The sequence below is a fragment of the Chryseobacterium camelliae genome (genome assembly GCF_002770595.1).
In the GTDB taxonomy this organism is placed as follows: Bacteria; Bacteroidota; Bacteroidia; order Flavobacteriales; family Weeksellaceae; genus Chryseobacterium; species Chryseobacterium camelliae.
Map to the genome: position 1 here is coordinate 82,882 of NZ_CP022986.1, position 17,218 is coordinate 100,099.

Below are 17,218 nucleotides of genomic sequence, written 5' to 3' on the forward strand. Positions count from 1 at the left end.
AATATGGAAAAAGCACCATCGATAGGAACTCCGGTAAGCCGTCTTGAAGGGCGGCTGAAAGTGACGGGTACAGCCAAATATGCCGGTGAATATGATGCTCCGGAACTGTTGTACGGATATGTTGTCAACAGTACCGTTACGAAAGGAAAAATAAAATCAATACATACCTCTGAAGTCGAAAAAATGGATGGGGTCATCAAAGTGTTTACTCATGATAACCGTCCTTCAACCGCGTGGTTCGATTTTCAGTATGCGGATATGGATGCGCCTCCCGGAACTGTTTTTAAACCTCTGAAAGATAATATTGTCCGTTATAACGGACAGCCCATTGCCCTGGTAGTAGCCGAAACTTTTGAAATGGCCCGCTATGCAGCGACGAAACTGGGGATAGAATATGAAGAGGAAACTTTTGAAACCGATCTGGAAGCCAACCTGGAAAAATCTAAAGATCCTAAAAAAGGCATGGCCTCACTGCTGAAACCACCGCCGCCATCGCCCACCGGCGATTTTGATAAGGCATATCAGGATTCATTCATAAAAACTGACAGTATGTTCAGTCACGGTACCGAACATCATAATCCCATGGAGATGTATGCCAGTACTGTTATTTACGAAGGAAAAGGTAAGCTGAAAATCTATGACAAGACTCAGGGAACGATCAATTCCCAGATGTATGTGGCGAATGTTTTCGGTCTTAAAATGAAAAATGTGCAGGTTATTTCCCCATTTGTCGGAGGAGGGTTCGGTTCAGGATTACGTCCTCAGCATCAGCTGTTCATGGCGGTGATGGCATCATTGGACCTTGAAAAGAATGTGCGTGTGACCCTTGACAGGAAACAGATGTACATGATCGGGCACAGGCCGCCGACTTTACAGCATACCCGTTTCGGAGCCGACAAAGACGGAAAGGTTAATGCCATTTACCATAAAGCCACCGGAGAAACTTCCAGGTTTGAAGATTATGTGGAAATTGTAGTTAACTGGGCCAATATGCTGTATCCTGCGGAAAATACGTTGCTGGAGCATCAGCTGGTTCCGCTCGACGTCTATACACCTCTGGATATGAGAGCACCCGGCGGCAGCACAGGAATGCATGCTATTGAAGTAACGATGGATGAGATTGCTTATCAGCTGAACATCGATCCTGTAGAACTTAGGCTTATCAATTATTCAGAAATTGATAAAAGCAGCGATAAGGAATATTCAAGCAAGCAATTACGGGAATGTTACCTGAAGGGTGCGGAGCAGTTCGGATGGAGCCAGAGGAATCCTGAACCGAGAAGTATGAAGAGAGGCCATAAACTCGTCGGATACGGAATGGCTACCGGAATGTGGGATGCCAACCGGATGCTGGGCCGCGCGGAAGCGATCCTGAAACCAGACGGAACCGTAGAAATAAAAAATGCCGTTACCGATATCGGAACCGGTACGCTGACGGTGATGACCCAGATTGCAGCAGATGAGCTCGGTCTTCCTATAGAGGCCGTCACCTTTTCGTATGCCGATAGCAAAATGCCATTTGCACCGATACAAGGAGGCTCGTTTACTACCGCTACGGTTGGGCCTGCCGTTCAGGAAGCCTGTCAGGCACTGAATAAGAAGCTGTTCAAAAAAGCGAGGGCAATGGACGATTCAGTATTAAAAGATGCCAAGCTGAAAGATGTCGATTTCAAAGACGGATTCATCCTGTTAAGGAGTGACCATGCAAAAAGGATCAGCATTAAAGATGTTCTGGCAGCAAATAATCATGAACCGATTAAAGTTAAAAGTACGGCAATGCCCAATCCGCTTACGTATGGAAAGAAGGCAAGAGCTGTCCATAGTGCTGTTTTTGTGGAAGTAGAGGTGGATGAGGAACTGGGAATGATTGAAGTAAAAAGAGCCCTGACTGCCGTAGCGGCAGGAAGAATCATCAATCCTAAAACGGCGGAAAGCCAGGTATTGGGAGGCATGATCTGGGGACTCAGCAAAGCCCTGCACGAGGAAACCATCCTGGATGACCGGCTTGGAAAATACATGAACCAGAACCTTGCTGAATATCATATTCCGGTTCATGCGGATGTGCATGATCTGCAGGTGCTTTTCGTTGAAGAAAATGATCAGTTTGTTAATGATCTCGGTGTAAAGGGAGTAGGGGAAATCGGTGGAGTAGGCATGCCGCCTGCGGTAACCAATGCGATTTATCATGCTACGGGAAAAAGGATTTATGACCTTCCCATACATTTTGATAAATTACTTTAAATAAGATATCTGACAGAATCCTGCTTTTACAGCAGGATTTTTTATGCCCGTAATTTTTCAATCAGTTCCCTGACTTTTACAGATGCCTGCCGGATATCGGATGCTGTATTGAATTTCCCCAAACTGAACCGTATAGAACTCAGTGCCTCTTCGTCATTCAGGCCCATCGCCTTCAGGACATGGGACGGGCGGCTGGTGATGGACGAGCATGCGGAGCCGTTGGAAACCGAAATGTGTTGCAGCCTCATAATCATTTGTTCCGCATTTACACCGGGAAAGCAAATATTAGAAGTTGTATATAGCCTGTGTTCATGAGATCCGTTGATAAAAGCTCCGTCTATGCTGAGCAGTTCTTTTTCAAGCATATCCCGAAGCTCACTGATTCTGGCTGCATCAGCCTCCATTTCAAGCTTAGCAATTTCACAGGCCTTTCCCAATCCGATAATTCCGGGCACATTCAGTGTTCCGCTCCGCCTGTTTTTCTGCTGCCCGCCCCCCAGGATCTGCGGATGTAATTTGATCTTTGCATCCCTGGAGACATACAGCGCTCCGGAACCTTTCGGGCCATAAAACTTATGGGCTGAAAACGGCATCAGATCGATCCCCAGAGCAGATACATCCACAGGTATTTTACCTACTGCCTGCGTAGCATCACATAAAAGGAATGCGCCTTTTTCATGGGCTATTGAACTGATTTGCTGTATATCCTGAATGATCCCGGTTTCATTGTTAACCAGCATCACACAGACCACTAAAGTTTCATCAGTAACGGCCTCCCTCAGGATCTCGGGATTGACGAGTCCGCTTTCCTCAACGTTGACCATGCTTAAGGTATAGCCATTACTTTCAAGGTTCCGGCAGGTGTCGAGAACAGCTTTGTGCTCGGTGGATACGGTCACAATATGCTTCCTTTTTGAATGATCAAGGCCTGAAATAGTCAGATTAATAGCTTCGGTAGCTCCGGAGGTAAAAATATATTCCTCAGGTTTCCCGCCGGTAAGCTCAGCTATATTCCATACAGCTTCTTCAACATGCTCCTGCACAGTTATTCCTGACAGGTGACTGCTGCCTGCATTTTCATAATACATTGTGAAAAAAGGAATGATGGCCTGCAGCACACGGTCATCCATTCGGGTGGTAGCATTATTATCAAGATAAATTTTTTCCGGGCTCAATGGTGGTTTTTTTGGTGATTAGAATATATTAATGTCTCATGCAATAGGAAGTAACGTCAGTTCAGCCTTTTGTCATCAATGGCAAGTACCCATTCATGGCGCTTGCATCTGGGACAGCGGTTTTTACCACGTTCCAGTTGGGAGGGTCTGGCGCAATAGGAGCATGCGTATACATCCGGTTCATCAATAACCGTTAGTTTTTTAGCATATAGTTTAGGCTGTACAGGAAGGCCGTAGCCTACCTCTTCATCATGGTAATAATAAAAACTGATGTTCCCGGTGGTTTCTAAGATCGCGGTCTTTACCTGTCCTACATGGGCAATGCTCTGCTGGCGCATCTCTGAGAAAAACTCATCTTTGGCGAAAGTATGGTCACCGCTTTCCTTCAGTAAGAATTCCCCGTTTTCAATAACGTAAATCGGATCCCCCTCAACAATGCTTTCAAAGAATTCGCTTTTGCCAGCAAAAAAAGTAATCACCCGGTACAGAAGGATAATGGTTACAAAAACAACAACAGCCTGGAGGATGGAGGTTTCTTTATTGAACATAGGATCGCCGGCTGCGGAACCTAGACCGATGATGATGGCCACCTCAAATAAAGAGAGCTGCCGCACGCCTTTCTTGCCAGACAGCCGCAGCACGATTAAAACTATACTGAACATGATTAAGGTCCGTACTATAATTTCAATGGCAAAATCGAAATTCAGGTCACCGATGAAAACATCATCCCATTTCATATTTTCTTGTTTTTTAAAGTACAGAACTTTGAATTCTGACTTGATGCAATGCTTCTTTACATTACAATATATATGCCGGCAGCTTTTTCAGAATTTACTGCGCAATACAGGGAAAACAGGGTTATGAGCTGTCCGGATAGAAGTCCGAAATCGGGCTTGTAATGACCCTGCAACAGACCGGACGATTCTCCTGTAATGTTTTTTGAATAGGACCTGGTTTGAGGCATAGTTTTTGGTTACAACATGATGATTTTCCTGATCCGGATCATAAAACTGAATGCCGGATTTGGTATAAACACAGTAAAAATTGACCATATTGAATACTTCACAAACCAATTTCCATGAATTTTCGGGGGGGCAGGGAGACAGGAATCTGGATCTGTATATCCAGGCTCTCAATTCAGCTAATTCCGGAATTATCATTACGGATAATAAACAGCCGGACAATCCCATCGTATACTGTAACCGTGCTTTCGAAACCATTACCGGTTATTCAAGGAATGAAATCATCGGGCATAACTGCCGTTTCCTACAGGCGCAGGACAGGGCCCAGCCGGAACGCAAATTGTTGAGCGATTGTATAGAACAGGGACTGGACTGCAAGGTTGAGATGCGTAACTACAAGAAAAACGGGGATTTGTTCTGGAATGAGCTGTATCTTTCTCCCGTAAAGAACAGTGAGGGAGAAATTACCCATTTTATAGGCGTTCAGAATGATGTTACGGCACGCAAAAAAGCTGAACATGACCTTATTGAAGAGAAAGCGTCGGTTGAACAAAAAATTCAGGAAAGAACTAAGGAACTGAGGGAAAACCAGGTGTTCCTGTCCAGCATCATCCAGACCGTAAGGGAAAGTTTACTCGTCCTTGATCCGGATTTCACGGTCCTGAGTGCAAACGGCCATTTCCTGAAGACCTTTAAGGTGTCAGCGGAAGAAACCGTAGGCAAGGTACTGTATGAACTTGGAAACCATCAGTGGGATATCGATCTGCTGAAAGAACTCCTCGTTAAAATACTCCCCACCAACAACCCGGTTATTGATTTTGAAGTAGAGCATAATTTCCCGCATATTGGCAAAAAGCTCATGCTGCTTAATGCTTACCGGATTGAGCATGACGGACAGTATAAAGACAGGATATTACTGGCGATAGAGGATATTACGGACCGGCGCGAAATAGAGCGGCGTAAAGATGACTTCCTATCCATTGCGAGTCATGAACTTAAAACGCCGCTTACCACTATCAAAGGCCTGGTACAGCTTCTGCAGCGAATGCAGGATGGCGGGATCACAGAAAAATACAAGGCGACTTTAACGAAAGTGTCTGTCTATGTAGACCGGCTTAACAACCTCATCTCTGAACTGCTGGATACCTCCAGGATACAATCCGGAAACATTGAACTGCATATCGAGCCGTTTGATATTGATCATTTAGTTAAGGATACGGTAGATAACATTGCGCTGACTGTTCCTGGTTATGAAATCAGTGTTTCAGGTAAGTCGGGAGCCATTATCAGCGGTGATGAATCCCAGATTTCCCAGGTGGTTAATAACCTCGTTTCCAATGCTATTAAATATTCTCCCGGATCTAAGAAAATAGAAATCCACATAGCCAGGATCAGCAACTTTGTTAAAGTTTCAATCAGGGACTTCGGCATGGGCATCAGTGCACAGGACAAACCAAGAATTTTTGAGCGCTTTTACCGGGCAGGGGATATCCAGAAGAAATTTCCGGGAATGGGGATAGGACTCTATATCAGTCACGAAATCATTGCCAACCACGATGGGACCCTGTGGGTGGAAAGTGAAGTGGGAGAAGGTTCAACATTCAGTTTTACATTACCGATAAGCAAAAAATAAATATGGAGGCTAAAAAAATTATGGTTTGCGATGATGACCAGGGAGTGCTGGACGTTATTGAAATGATGCTTGATTCCAGCGGCTACACTGCTTTTACGGAGATCAACAGTACCAACCTTATTTCTGAAATTAAAAAAAATGAGCCTGATCTGATCCTTTTGGATCTCTGGATGCCTGTATTATCCGGTGACCAGGTGGTAAGAGCGATCCGTGCGGATCAGAATATCAGCCATCTGCCGGTGATCATCCTTTCTGCCAGCAGGGACGGAGACGACATAGCAATGGAAGCCGGAGCAGATGCATTCCTCTCCAAACCTTTCGATATGGATGAACTGATTGATACTATTGAAGATTTATTGAAGAATAAAAAAGGAAGTATGAGTGTATAAATCGATTCTTGAAATTAATGTGCCCTGATAGATATACAGAAATGAATGAGCGTCACATGAAGATCAAAATATATAATCCTGCTTTACAGAATAAAGCAGGATATTTTTTGAATCTGTCTGAATCCAGGTTTTTGCTATCTGCCTGTGATGAAAGTCTATGCTTTCGCATTTAAATACAGATCAACAGGAAGCATGTCTCCTGAAATCATATCCACAATGCTGCAAAAGCAGCAATCAGTGCAGGAATCATCACCAGCGAGCCTATTTTAAGGAACTGCCAGGCGCTGATGGAATGCCCGTGCCTCCTCAGCTCGGTAAGCCATAGAATGGTCGCTAAAGATCCTGTAACAGAAAGATTAGGCCCAAGGTCTACCCCAATAAGGATGCAGCTTCTTACAATAGCAGGAAGATGTCCTGCGGAGGCTGTGCTGCCGGCAATAAGTCCTGCGGGCAGGTTATTGATCAGGTTACTGCCGAATGCAAGTGCGGAGCCGCTCACCCAGGCTGTAGTATCAGGCGATCTATGGGCATGATCAGCTAAAACATGGCTTAGAGAGCTGATCAGACCTGTGCTGTTCAGTGCTTCCACCAGCACAAACAGTCCGGCAACCAGCGGGAGCACTGCCCAGGAAATATGGCGGACCAGCCGTAATGGATTTTGCCTTGCCCCAATCGCTACAATCAGTGCGGTACCAACTCCCGCAATCGCTGTTGGCAGCCCGAGTTCCCAGTTCAGTGCTGATGCCGTGATCAGGATAATACTGGTAAGGATAATCCCGGCCATTGCAATACGCCCGCCTTTCTGCAAAGGCTTAATGCTGATATCGGTAGCGATAGGTTCACGAAGGTATTTACGTTGTGTCAGCAGGAGCATCAGAAACGTTATGGTCACAGCAAAAAAGGAAGGCAGAAGATAAGTACTGAGCCATGTCGCCAGGGTAGGCATATGGCTTCCGTAAATCACAAGATTGGCCGGGTTGGAAATCGGCAGGATAAAAGAAGCGGCATTGGCAATAAAAGCGCAGATCAGGAGATAGGGAAGAGGTTGTTTCACTTTGGCGCTGTGCATAGCCGCCGCAACTGCCGGAGTAAGCACCACTGCCGTGGCATCATTGGACATGAAAGTAGTCACGACCAGCCCAACAATATAGATCAGAATGAAAAGCTTAACCGCAGAACCTCCTGAAACCTTCGTCGCATGGGAAGCCAGCCAGTCGAAAAGCCCCTCCTGACGTGCAGCTTCTGCAAGCATCATCATCCCAATCAGAAAAAGATAAACATCCGTTCCTTTCATGACTCCGGTCCATGCATCAGACCATGAAATCAAGCCGAACAGCAGCATGAATAGAGCTCCGCTTACGGCCCAGACTGCTTCCGGAAGCCTGAACGGCCTGATGATGACGCCTGCTGTTGCCAATGCGGCAATGATGCAGATAAAAACAGTAGAATCCATTGGATGTTATTCTTTGATAAGTTGTTCTTCAGTAGTATGGCTGCATTCCCTGATCATGGTTTTTGAATAAAAGAGCCAGAGTGCAATAGAAACCAGGGCGAAACCGCCCAGGATAAGAAAGGCCGAACTGTAATCGATTTTTTGAGCAATCCATCCGCCAATCGCCGGGCTCAGTGATGCACCCAGTCCCTGAACCGTCATGACGGCTCCCTGTCCCACATTAATCCTTCCTGTTCCGTTTAGGATATGGGCAACAAGGCCGGGTACTGCAACACTTTGAAGTCCCGCACCGATACCGTCCAGAATCTGTACCGGATAGAGCCCTGCATGGCTGATCATATGGGAGGCGATAAAGCCTCTGAGCGGCAAAGCAATAAACGAAATAAGCATAACAAGCCAGTACCCTTTGCTTTCTGCCATTTTCATCGCCACAATAGAGGCTACAATCATGACCAGCTGTGCAATGATAACGGTAAGGGCTACAAACATAGAAGCGTTATCCTGCATCTTTTCAGCGGCAGCCATTCCGTAAAGCGGTAATAAGGCACCGTTTCCAAGATGGAAGCAGGCAAGGGCCGCAGCAAGGATCAGCAGAGGCTTACAGTTGAGCAGGACTTTCAGCCCGCTGGCTTTTTTATCATCGGAATCATCCTCTTTAAGGCCTCTTGCAGCTTTATCGTCAATGCTTTTGGCAGGGATCATCAGGATACTGATCATTGATAATATTCCAAACAATGCCGAAAGGGCAAAAATGGCCGGCATGCCGAACTTCATCCCCAGATAGCCGGATAAGCCTGCTCCCACTACGTTGCCTGCATGATTAAATGCCTGGTTGTACCCGTTTTGCCGGTTGAATCCTTTTTGCCTGACAATTCCTAATGTAATGCCCACTACGGCAGGTCCTATGGCTGCTCCTGCAATGGCGGTAGCCACCTGGGAAAGGGTCACCAGCCAGAAATTCTGTGAGATCAGGATCAGAGCAGAGGCAAGAACGGTACAGATCCCGGGAATAATAACGTAACGCCTTTTGTGGGTGGTCGCATCAATTGCAGCTCCTGCCGGTGCGGTCATTAGCATCCCGGCGACACCACCGATTGTCATTACAGTGCCGATGGGGCCGCTTTTCCAGCCATTGGCCAGGAGGAAAATGCCGAGGAAGGGCCCGATTCCGGCCTGCATATCGGCCATAAAGAAATTCAAGGCCTGCAATGCCCACAGAACACGCGGTGCATTTGGAGAAGCTGTTTTCATAAATGTATAATCAGTATTTTGTGCTGCATAATGCGTATGGTCCGCAAAGGAGGAAGTGATGGTGCGTTTATATTTGTACCATTATAAATCAGTTAGCCGATCATCAGTCATGTAAGCTATTTCCCTAGGTAATCATCAAGGCCTGTATGCATTTTCGCTTTTACATCTTTCATCATCTGCTTCTCCTCATCACTCCTTCCGGATTGGCTCGGTTCAAAAACAATGCCGAAAAATACTATTTTCGGCATCGTCTTTTGAAAGTCTGGTAGCATAGGTATTTCAGTACTTTTACATAAGTTCATCCATGTTGGTTACAGCATGTAGCTGATAGTCTTCCGTCAGGTTAAAAGTCCTGCCCAGTTTCTGTGAGGCATTGATAAATGCTATAAACGTACAGAGCTCTGAAATTTCCCGTAGGCTGAAATATTCTTTCAGCGTATCAAAATGAGCCTGCCCTATAGCACGATGATCCTTACAGAACAGTTCTGCGAATCCTGAGGCTATTGAAATCTTAATCCGCGCAGGATCAAAATCAGGCTTTCCTCCTTTAACCATACAGTATTCGCATCCGTTTTCAAAGGCCATTGCGCGGCGTACCTGCTCCAATAGTGCGGGATCAAGTGAAGTATTTTTCCAGAATGTTTCTTCAAGCCTGTTCCATTGGTCCAGGATGTGTTCATTATATCCCAGTAATTTTTCAAATGCTGTATCACCGTTGTCTGAAAATTCTATTCTTGTCATTGTTATTTATTTTCGGCAAAATTCGGATAAAAGAATTCTGCTGTAAAACGGTTTTAATTGTATTGATTGGCAATTTGGATTAAATTCGCCTTTTTTAAATAGTATTACAATGAAAATCATTTTAGACCATTACGATTATAATATTCTGGAGTTACTGAGTGAAAATTCAAGGCTGAGCTATGCAGAAATAGGCCGGCTGATCGGACTTTCGCAATCTGCGGCTAAAGAACGCGTTCTGGCGCTGGTTGACAGGGGAGTGATTAAAAAATTCGGGATCGAGGTAGATTACAGCCTGCTTGGCTACTCACTGCCTGTCATCATCCATCTTAAATTCAGAAATGATGATTTTAAAATATTTCTGAATCAGCTGCACCAGTTTCCGGAACTTACCAGCTGTAAAAGAATCACCGGAGAGGCATGCCTGGTTGCAGAAGCCGCTCTGAAGGATAACAGCCATCTGGAAAACCTTATCGACAGGCTGATCCGGTATGGAATTCCTTCTACAGCAATTCGTCTTTCAGAGGTTGATATGCCTAACTTTTTTACACAGCATAAAAAATAAGAACCTATCGCTATTAAAAGAATACCGGCCAGTGTATCCGTACATTGGCCGGTAATGGGAGTTTCAATCCGCATATGAAGGTGATACAATCAGATCTGAAACAGCGCGGCTGAATTTTTTTAGTACCCGGATGCTACCTTCATGGGGAATTCTTTCCAGCGTCTGTGGATCCAGGATATCCCAGATTCCGCTGTGATGCCATTCAAGAGCCGGGAAATCCCAGTCCGGCCGGTCAATGAGAGGATAAATACAGCATCCGTAAAGAGGAAGGCCGTTTTTCAGCATTAAAAGGCATTCTTCTGCTATCGTATCCAGCCATTGAGGGCGGTGCTCGCCGGGATGGCTGGTCTCTGAAATAACGACAGGACGTCCATATCGCAGAAACATTTCTTCAATCAGCGTATGGAGCGGTTTCCATAAAACATGGGGTGGCAGTTCTCCCCACGGGATAAGTTCATGATGAGTGCTGGTCCATTGGTTGTTAAAATAAAAATTTACCCCCAGGATATCCAGGTATTCAGGTTTCCCGCCGAGCTCCGGGCAGATTTTCCCGCTCAGCATGTCCAGTACCTGGAACTGCTCTTCATTTTTGGAAGCAGCATTAAGAACCTGTTCATCATCTGAAAGATCAGGCGACACTACATGGATAAGCGGCTCTGTTGTCATGATGCGTATTCCCGGATCCACTTCCTTCATCATTTCGATTCCTTCAATATAAGCTTTCATCAGGCGGTATTTTACTTCCCATCCCTGTGTGGTACAGTACGGGGAAGTTCCTCTGGCATCACCGCCGAGCCAGGATAAAAAGCTTACTTCATTGATGGGGGTAATGATCAGCGTTTCATCCGGGACCAGGCTCCGGTAATGTTCCGCAAATGCTTTGCACAGATGTGCGAAACGCCGTGGAAACATAGGATGAAGTGGAGTAAGGTCATCCGGAAAACCGAAATGGCAGATGTCCCAGATGACCTGTATCCCTGCTTCGGCAGCTGCCAGAATTATCTGATCAACTTCTGTCCAGTCATACTGATACGGAACTTTTTCTACATGGCTCCACCGGATACCTTCACGAACCGTGCGGATATTAAGGGGCCTGATCCGGTCATAATCTTCCTTAAGAAAAGTATCATGGCCGGTGAGCCGGATCATATCCACTCGTTCCCCAAAAGCATTCTGATGGTCGGCACATTCAAACCCTCCCATCAGGAAGGATCTGAACGGGTTGCCGCCGTACTTGAAATCATTGGTGTACGTCATCATCTTCTTTTACTATTCTTCGGTACAAAGCCAGTGACTGAGCCACAACCTGATCCATATTGTAGTACTTATAGGTTCCCAAACGTCCTGTAAAGTAAATATCTTTTTGCTCTTCCGCCAGTTTTCTGTACTGATTGTATATTTCCTGGTTTTCCTTTCTGGGAATAGGATAGTACGGATCGCCTTCAGCAGTAGGGTATTCATAGACAATGGCTGTCTTATGGTGGGTCTGCCCTGTAAGATGCTTGAATTCCGTGATCCTGGTATATAAATTCGAGGTAGGATAATTGACCGTTCCGGTAAGCTGGTAATTTTCCTGGTCCAGGGTTTCAAACTTAAAATCAATGGACCGGTAAGGCAATTTTCCGAACCGGTAATCAAAAAAAGCATCAACCGGCCCGGTATAGATCAGTTTTTTATGGGGAATGAGGTCTATAATATCCCTGTAATCCGTATTCAGCATGATATGAATGTTCTTATGCGTCAGCATTTTTTTGAACATTTCCGTATAGCCGTTTTTAGGCATCGCCTGATAAGTATCCGTGAAATACCGGTCATCGCTGTTTGTGCGCGTAGGGACCCTTGCCGTTACCGAAGCATCCAGGTCCGAAGGATCCAGGTCCCACTGCTTTCTCGTGTATCCCCTGAAAAACTTTTCATACAGCTCTTTGCCGACTACATTCACCACTACATCTTCTGAAGTGAGTACCGGTCTTCTTTCCTCCGCTTTGGATGCCAGGAAATCTTTAACCTCGTCAGAAGTCAGGTTTTTACCGTAAAGCTTATTGATGGTGGTGAGATTGATCGGAATAGGAACAAGCTGCCCGTCTACGCTTCCCAGTACCCTGTGCTCATAAGGCCGCCAGTCGGTAAAACGACTAAGGTATTTAAATACTTCTTCCGAATTGGTATGGAAAATATGCGGACCGTATTTATGGATCAGGATTCCGTCTCTGTTATAGTAGTCATAGGCATTGCCGGCTATATGGTCACGCTTGTCAACGATCAGCACCTTTTTTCCTGCACCGGCAAGCTGCTCTGCCAGGACGGCACCTGCGAACCCGCATCCTATAATGAGAAAATCATACATTGGCTACTTGGATTTTCAGGTTATTGATCAGTTTGCTCATCTTGTCAAAGGTATGGTCCCAGGAATTGTCGGAAAGAAATTCATCTACCTGCATCAGCCACTCTTCCCGTGATTTTTTATTCAGTTCTGTTTCTGCATGCCTGATAAATGTTTCCGCATCATCCGCAATATATACCAGGTCTGCATCTCCGTAAGGATTAACCACATCTTTTATCCGGGTGGAAATAACCGGCAGGCCTGCCGCCAGGTATTCCGGAGTTTTGGTCGGGCTGATGAATTCAGTAGATTCATTAAGCGCAAAAAGGACCAGTGCCATATCCCAGTGACTGATATACACAGGCAGTTCATCATACTTTTTCGAACCGAGGTAGTGGATGTTTTCCGCCCTCGGAAGATCATTGATATCTATTTTCACTACCGGGCCTATGATCACGAAATGCCAGTCGGGTCTTTTCGCAGAGACTTCTTTAAGAAGCTCAATGTCAAATCTTTCATCAATAACCCCGTAAAACCCGAATCTCGGATGCGGGATATTCTTCTGGTCTTCAGGCTCAACCGTATTGTAGCGTGCCGCTTCAAAATGTTTTTTATCGATGCTGCTCGGGAACGGATGGATATTATGGTGCCTGTTTTTCTTGGCCTGATAGAGCGTGTGTCCCCCGGTAAACACGACATCTGCTTTTTTAAAGAGCTGGTTTTCCAGTTCAATAAGCTGAGGCGGAGCAAAACGGAAAGCGGAAAGCTCGTCCATAGAATCGTAAATAACAACCTCAGGTTCCAGATGGCCGGTATATTCCAGGGCCATAGGAGTGTAATACCAGCAGGAGAAGTGTTTTACGGATTGCTGTTTCAGGAAACGGTCAATCATTTTTCTGAGCTTCAGGTTGCGCTCTTCTCCTTCATGCGATATACTGATCTGGACAATAGAAATCCCATCCTGTGAACTTACGGTCAGTTCATCACGGTCTCCGTGGCGGGGTTCTTCAAAATAATAAATATGAGAGTTTCTGGCAAAACGGCTCAGCAGATGCTGAGGTCGCTGATAGACAAAATTCCACGACAGGTGGCTGAAGCATAATATATTTTGCATAAAGTGGTGGTGTTTTAGCCGGTATCGTCTTTAGAGATCATATGATGACCGCTTAAGTAAAACCGACAAATCAATATTAATTAATGTGTATATAAAGACCTCAAAAGGTCTTAGCTGTAAGTAAAAGTACTTATAAATAAAAAAGACCGTGTATGACTTGAGTCATACACGGTACGGAGAATTCTGTTCATGAAAATAGTTAAATTTTAATTTAAAATTAAATATTTTCAGTAATATTATTTTTGTAGGTGTAAAAAATTCAAATGATGCCGGCTTGTCATCAGTTATGCTGATCAATAATAGATTTTCCTGTTGATTACCTTTACAATTCCCTGCTGCTCCAGTTTTTTAATGGTCCTGATGATGGTTTCCACTCTGAGCCCTGTCATAGAAGCCAGCTGCTGCCTGGTCAGCGGCACCTCAAAAGAAAACTTTCTCTGGTCCTCGTAGAAGCTTTTGTGATAATCCAGCACACCTATGATCCGCACATCTGCATACATGGACGAATTATTCTGTAGCATGATGTATTTGTAGTACAGCCTTTCGGAAAGGAATTTATTGACGTCGCGTGAGATTCCCGGGTTCTCGTCCAGCAACCGGACAAAATTGGATTTTGGAAGTTTCAATACGGTACACTGCTCAAAAACAACGGCATTAACCGGATATTTTTTCTCTATGAACAACAACAGCTCACATACGCTGAGACCGGGACTGAGAATAGCCAGGATGAGCTCTTTTCCGTCTTCATTATAATGATTCAGCTTGATGCGGCCTTTGATGATCTGATAATAAAACTTCGGAATATCGCCTTCGTTGAAAATAACATGCGAACGGCCATAATCTTCAATAACGGCTCCGTAGGAAAGCAAAAGTTCTTCTTCAATTAGCATTGTGACAGTTTTTAGGTGTGATGGTAATGCAAGTTATTGTTTTTTTATGCAAAAAGAACATATCCCGATCTGTTTATTCATTTACATTTCAATAGAGATAAAATTTTTGCATCAAAATAGAGTAAATGCCAAATGCATACCGGATTTTCAGCATGCATTTTTTCAAAATCAATTCTTTCTGTATGTTTTTATCTAATGCTGGTTTTATCATGAATTATATCAATGTTATTGCGATGTGCAATGCGGTATTGCAGATGTATCATGCTGAAAAGATTAAATTTCATTATCATATAGTGGTTAAAATAAAACCTCCGGCAGAACCGGAGGTGATTATTTGCTATGCAAAGTTGACAGTTTCCTGCGTTATTCTTTGATTACTTTCTTTGAAACAATGCCCTGTTCTGTTTTAATTTCAATGATGTAGATCCCCTTAGGATAAGAAGACAGATCAACAGGCTGCTGGCTGTTGCTGATGCTTCCGCTCTGAAGCTTTTTACCCGATGTATCATAGACGGCAAATACGGATTTCTGAGGAGCTCTGATGATTTTAACAATATCACGGGTGAGAGAAGGAGCTACAGTTATACCGTCATTGACAGCACCGATTTCTGTAGTGCCCAGTACCTGGCTGAATCCTGTTACGATGACAGAATAGTTCTGTGGTGCACTTGTTCCCGAATTGTTGACTAAAGTACCTTTATTGGTGATTTCTATCCTGTATTTTCTTCCGGCTACCGGATTATCGATAACCACCTGCTCTACATTGTCCACTTTATTATCTGCTTTGGTTGCAGGGGCCATGGGGTTATTGGCATCCAGCTTCCATGGGTAATACACGGTATTGGTTGTGGTATCAATAATCCTGAGATCAAGATCGTTGATTAGCCTGGAGCTTCTGTTGTTATAAGCAGCCTGCCAGGTAAGGCCAGATGGGATAACATAGGCAGGGTCTATCCATGAGATGGTGGCTTTGATCGGTTCGCTGCCCGAGGCAATAACATTCTTAGCATTAACGGTGCCACTGGTTAAGGTTTCATCTTTAAAGATAACGGTGTTGTTGGCTTTTCCTACCAAAAGTTCAGCCCCTTTTTTAGCATTGATGTATCCCCATCCGAACCATGGATCAGGGCCTACGTTGCCTGCTTCGGAAGCAGAATGGACCATCAGGGTTTTGGCACTGGCGGCATTAAGCGACTGGCCGGAGAAGAGGTCTTTGCTGATCTGCATCCACAGTCCGATGACACCCGTAATTACCGGTGCCGAGTACGAGGTTCCGCTTCCATATTCATAGGATTCACTCCCTGCAATATCATCTGTTGTTGCGGGTGCAAATACGTTGGTGCCGGTAGTGGCGATATCCGGTTTTATGGCACCGTCATCCCTGGGTCCTGCACTGCTATAGCTGGAATGCACTACATCTGCGGCAGACGTATAGCGGAAATTGTTAGAGGCAATCACATCGGTAGCTCCTACTATAATAATGTTTTTGGCCAGCGAGCCGGGTCCGATACAGTCAAAGCCCTGTGCACAGTTATTCTGTGGCAGTACATCAGTAGCAGCGAATGCAATATCGTTTCCGTTATTATCCTCATAATATTTGGGTAATGATGATCCGGTAGGCCCCATGCCATACGAGTTCCCGGCAGATTTTACAATAACATAGGACGGGTTCTGGTAAACGATATTATCATAGTTCTGGTCATCGACTAAATAGGTTCCCTGAAGATCGAAGGAAGTGGAAGGACTGCTGAATGCACCGTTCCATATCCATGCATTACTTCCGTTAATAGTATCTATATCCCAGCCAAGGTTGCTACCATAGGAATGGTTGGAAATAGCAGGCTGTGCGGTTAAGATCTTGGTATATACCGTACTTGGAGATGTATTTCCGGGTAGGGTAGTCGTGGCAAAACGATAGGAATCCATCGTAGAAGCAGTAGCAATTCCTTTGATGTCGCCTGAAATAGCAGTGCTTCCAATGGTACCGCTCACTGTGATGCTTTTAGCTCCGATAAATCCGGCCACGCTCGTAGAGTGTCCACTATAGATCTGTGTAGAAGCTTCTTTATTGGTAATTCTTCCGGTGATATTGTTAAATGCGGAATGGGCCGCATACACCCGTCCGCCATCAAAAATGGTGTATTTAATACCCTCACCGTTATACGCATTGGTAAGTCCGGTTACGCCTCCAGACGTATTGATCAGGTCTGCATTGGCATTTTTTACCTGCCGGAGATCCTGGGTTGTATAAAAATACGGTTTCCCATCAGGCATGAACCCTGCCAGGTTGCTCCGTTTTTCTTCCAGTTTCTTCAACAACTCCTGGGATCTGTCATTCCCGTATTTCTTAGCTGCATAAGCATCGAATTTACGGTTGTTTTCCTGATTCTGTCTTGTAAAATCTTGCTGAAGGGCAGCATTCCTGTCCTGTGCTTGGACTATTACAGCCATCAGCGCAGCTGCAGTAAGTAGGTATTTTTTCAT

At 44.9% G+C, this 17,218-nt stretch carries 15 protein-coding genes; 4 read left to right on the top strand and 11 right to left on the bottom strand.

Annotated features, from left to right (window positions below; all coding sequences use genetic code 11):
* Nucleotides 1-3: 3 nt before the first annotated feature.
* Entirely contained in the window at nt 4-2,241 is a 2,238-nt protein-coding gene (locus tag CGB83_RS00370; RefSeq protein ID WP_100073980.1) for a xanthine dehydrogenase family protein molybdopterin-binding subunit, read from the top strand.
* 41 nt (nt 2,242-2,282) lie between these two features.
* Here the strand turns inward: CGB83_RS00370 and CGB83_RS00375 are convergent, their stop codons facing one another.
* On the bottom strand, nt 2,283-3,416 hold the full coding sequence (locus CGB83_RS00375; protein ID WP_100073981.1) for a cysteine desulfurase family protein: 1,134 nt from the start codon (nt 3,414-3,416) through the stop codon (nt 2,283-2,285).
* 56 nt (nt 3,417-3,472) lie between these two features.
* Nucleotides 3,473-4,153, bottom strand: coding sequence for a DUF421 domain-containing protein (locus CGB83_RS00380; protein WP_100073982.1), 681 nt, complete (start codon nt 4,151-4,153; stop codon nt 3,473-3,475).
* 316 nt (nt 4,154-4,469) lie between these two features.
* Between CGB83_RS00380 and CGB83_RS00390 the strand changes: the two genes are divergently transcribed.
* Nucleotides 4,470-6,011 (top strand): PAS domain-containing sensor histidine kinase, encoded by a 1,542-nt coding sequence (locus tag CGB83_RS00390; RefSeq protein ID WP_172954668.1) that lies wholly within the window; start codon nt 4,470-4,472, stop codon nt 6,009-6,011.
* A 2-nt stretch (nt 6,012-6,013) separates the two neighbouring features.
* The gene (locus CGB83_RS00395; RefSeq protein WP_100073984.1) at nt 6,014-6,400 is read left to right on the top strand and encodes a response regulator; all 387 of its coding nucleotides are present in this window, start codon (nt 6,014-6,016) and stop codon (nt 6,398-6,400) included.
* A gap of 205 nt (nt 6,401-6,605) precedes the next feature.
* Here the strand turns inward: CGB83_RS00395 and CGB83_RS00400 are convergent, their stop codons facing one another.
* The 4 genes from CGB83_RS00400 to CGB83_RS00415 form a co-directional block, all read right to left on the bottom strand.
* Nucleotides 6,606-7,853 (bottom strand): arsenic transporter, encoded by a 1,248-nt coding sequence (locus CGB83_RS00400; protein ID WP_100073985.1) that lies wholly within the window; start codon nt 7,851-7,853, stop codon nt 6,606-6,608.
* Between the two features lie 6 nt (nt 7,854-7,859).
* Entirely contained in the window at nt 7,860-9,104 is a 1,245-nt protein-coding gene (locus CGB83_RS00405; RefSeq protein WP_100073986.1) for an MFS transporter, read from the bottom strand.
* Nucleotides 9,105-9,220: 116 nt separating this feature from the next.
* Nucleotides 9,221-9,376 carry a hypothetical protein gene (locus CGB83_RS00410; protein WP_157761259.1) on the bottom strand — a complete coding sequence of 52 codons (156 nt, stop codon included), beginning with the start codon at nt 9,374-9,376 and terminating at the stop codon, nt 9,221-9,223.
* A 16-nt stretch (nt 9,377-9,392) separates the two neighbouring features.
* On the bottom strand, nt 9,393-9,845 hold the full coding sequence (locus CGB83_RS00415) for a carboxymuconolactone decarboxylase family protein (protein ID WP_100073988.1): 453 nt from the start codon (nt 9,843-9,845) through the stop codon (nt 9,393-9,395).
* Nucleotides 9,846-9,954: 109 nt separating this feature from the next.
* Between CGB83_RS00415 and CGB83_RS00420 the strand changes: the two genes are divergently transcribed.
* On the top strand, nt 9,955-10,407 hold the full coding sequence (locus tag CGB83_RS00420; protein WP_100073989.1) for an Lrp/AsnC family transcriptional regulator: 453 nt from the start codon (nt 9,955-9,957) through the stop codon (nt 10,405-10,407).
* A gap of 63 nt (nt 10,408-10,470) precedes the next feature.
* Here the strand turns inward: CGB83_RS00420 and CGB83_RS00425 are convergent, their stop codons facing one another.
* From CGB83_RS00425 to CGB83_RS00450, 5 genes are all read right to left on the bottom strand, one after another.
* Nucleotides 10,471-11,667 (bottom strand): alpha-amylase family protein, encoded by a 1,197-nt coding sequence (locus CGB83_RS00425; protein ID WP_100073990.1) that lies wholly within the window; start codon nt 11,665-11,667, stop codon nt 10,471-10,473.
* Entirely contained in the window at nt 11,648-12,754 is a 1,107-nt protein-coding gene (gene glf / locus CGB83_RS00430; RefSeq protein ID WP_100073991.1) for a UDP-galactopyranose mutase, read from the bottom strand. Before glf ends, CGB83_RS00425 begins: the two co-directional genes overlap by 20 nt.
* Nucleotides 12,747-13,844 (bottom strand): glycosyltransferase, encoded by a 1,098-nt coding sequence (locus CGB83_RS00435; protein ID WP_100073992.1) that lies wholly within the window; start codon nt 13,842-13,844, stop codon nt 12,747-12,749. Before CGB83_RS00435 ends, glf begins: the two co-directional genes overlap by 8 nt.
* Before the next feature lie 293 nt (nt 13,845-14,137).
* Nucleotides 14,138-14,734: a Crp/Fnr family transcriptional regulator gene (locus tag CGB83_RS00440; protein WP_100073993.1), complete on the bottom strand. Its 597-nt coding sequence runs from the start codon at nt 14,732-14,734 to the stop codon at nt 14,138-14,140.
* Between the two features lie 363 nt (nt 14,735-15,097).
* Nucleotides 15,098-17,218: a S8 family peptidase gene (locus CGB83_RS00450; RefSeq protein WP_100077431.1), complete on the bottom strand. Its 2,121-nt coding sequence runs from the start codon at nt 17,216-17,218 to the stop codon at nt 15,098-15,100.

Excerpts from the sequence above, each read along its gene's own strand:
- CGB83_RS00370 (WP_100073980.1), top strand. The coding sequence starts at position 4 with ATGGAAAAAGCACCATCGATAGGAACTCCGGTAAGCCGTCTTGAAGGG.
- CGB83_RS00380 (WP_100073982.1), bottom strand. The coding sequence starts at position 4,153 with ATGAAATGGGATGATGTTTTCATCGGTGACCTGAATTTCGATTTTGCC.
- CGB83_RS00395 (WP_100073984.1), top strand. The coding sequence starts at position 6,014 with ATGGAGGCTAAAAAAATTATGGTTTGCGATGATGACCAGGGAGTGCTG.
- CGB83_RS00400 (WP_100073985.1), bottom strand. The coding sequence starts at position 7,853 with ATGGATTCTACTGTTTTTATCTGCATCATTGCCGCATTGGCAACAGCA.
- CGB83_RS00405 (WP_100073986.1), bottom strand. The coding sequence starts at position 9,104 with ATGAAAACAGCTTCTCCAAATGCACCGCGTGTTCTGTGGGCATTGCAG.
- CGB83_RS00410 (WP_157761259.1), bottom strand. The coding sequence starts at position 9,376 with ATGCTACCAGACTTTCAAAAGACGATGCCGAAAATAGTATTTTTCGGC.
- CGB83_RS00415 (WP_100073988.1), bottom strand. The coding sequence starts at position 9,845 with ATGACAAGAATAGAATTTTCAGACAACGGTGATACAGCATTTGAAAAA.
- CGB83_RS00420 (WP_100073989.1), top strand. The coding sequence starts at position 9,955 with ATGAAAATCATTTTAGACCATTACGATTATAATATTCTGGAGTTACTG.
- CGB83_RS00425 (WP_100073990.1), bottom strand. The coding sequence starts at position 11,667 with ATGATGACGTACACCAATGATTTCAAGTACGGCGGCAACCCGTTCAGA.
- glf (WP_100073991.1), bottom strand. The coding sequence starts at position 12,754 with ATGTATGATTTTCTCATTATAGGATGCGGGTTCGCAGGTGCCGTCCTG.
- CGB83_RS00435 (WP_100073992.1), bottom strand. The coding sequence starts at position 13,844 with ATGCAAAATATATTATGCTTCAGCCACCTGTCGTGGAATTTTGTCTAT.
- CGB83_RS00440 (WP_100073993.1), bottom strand. The coding sequence starts at position 14,734 with ATGCTAATTGAAGAAGAACTTTTGCTTTCCTACGGAGCCGTTATTGAA.
- CGB83_RS00450 (WP_100077431.1), bottom strand. The coding sequence starts at position 17,218 with ATGAAAAAATACCTACTTACTGCAGCTGCGCTGATGGCTGTAATAGTC.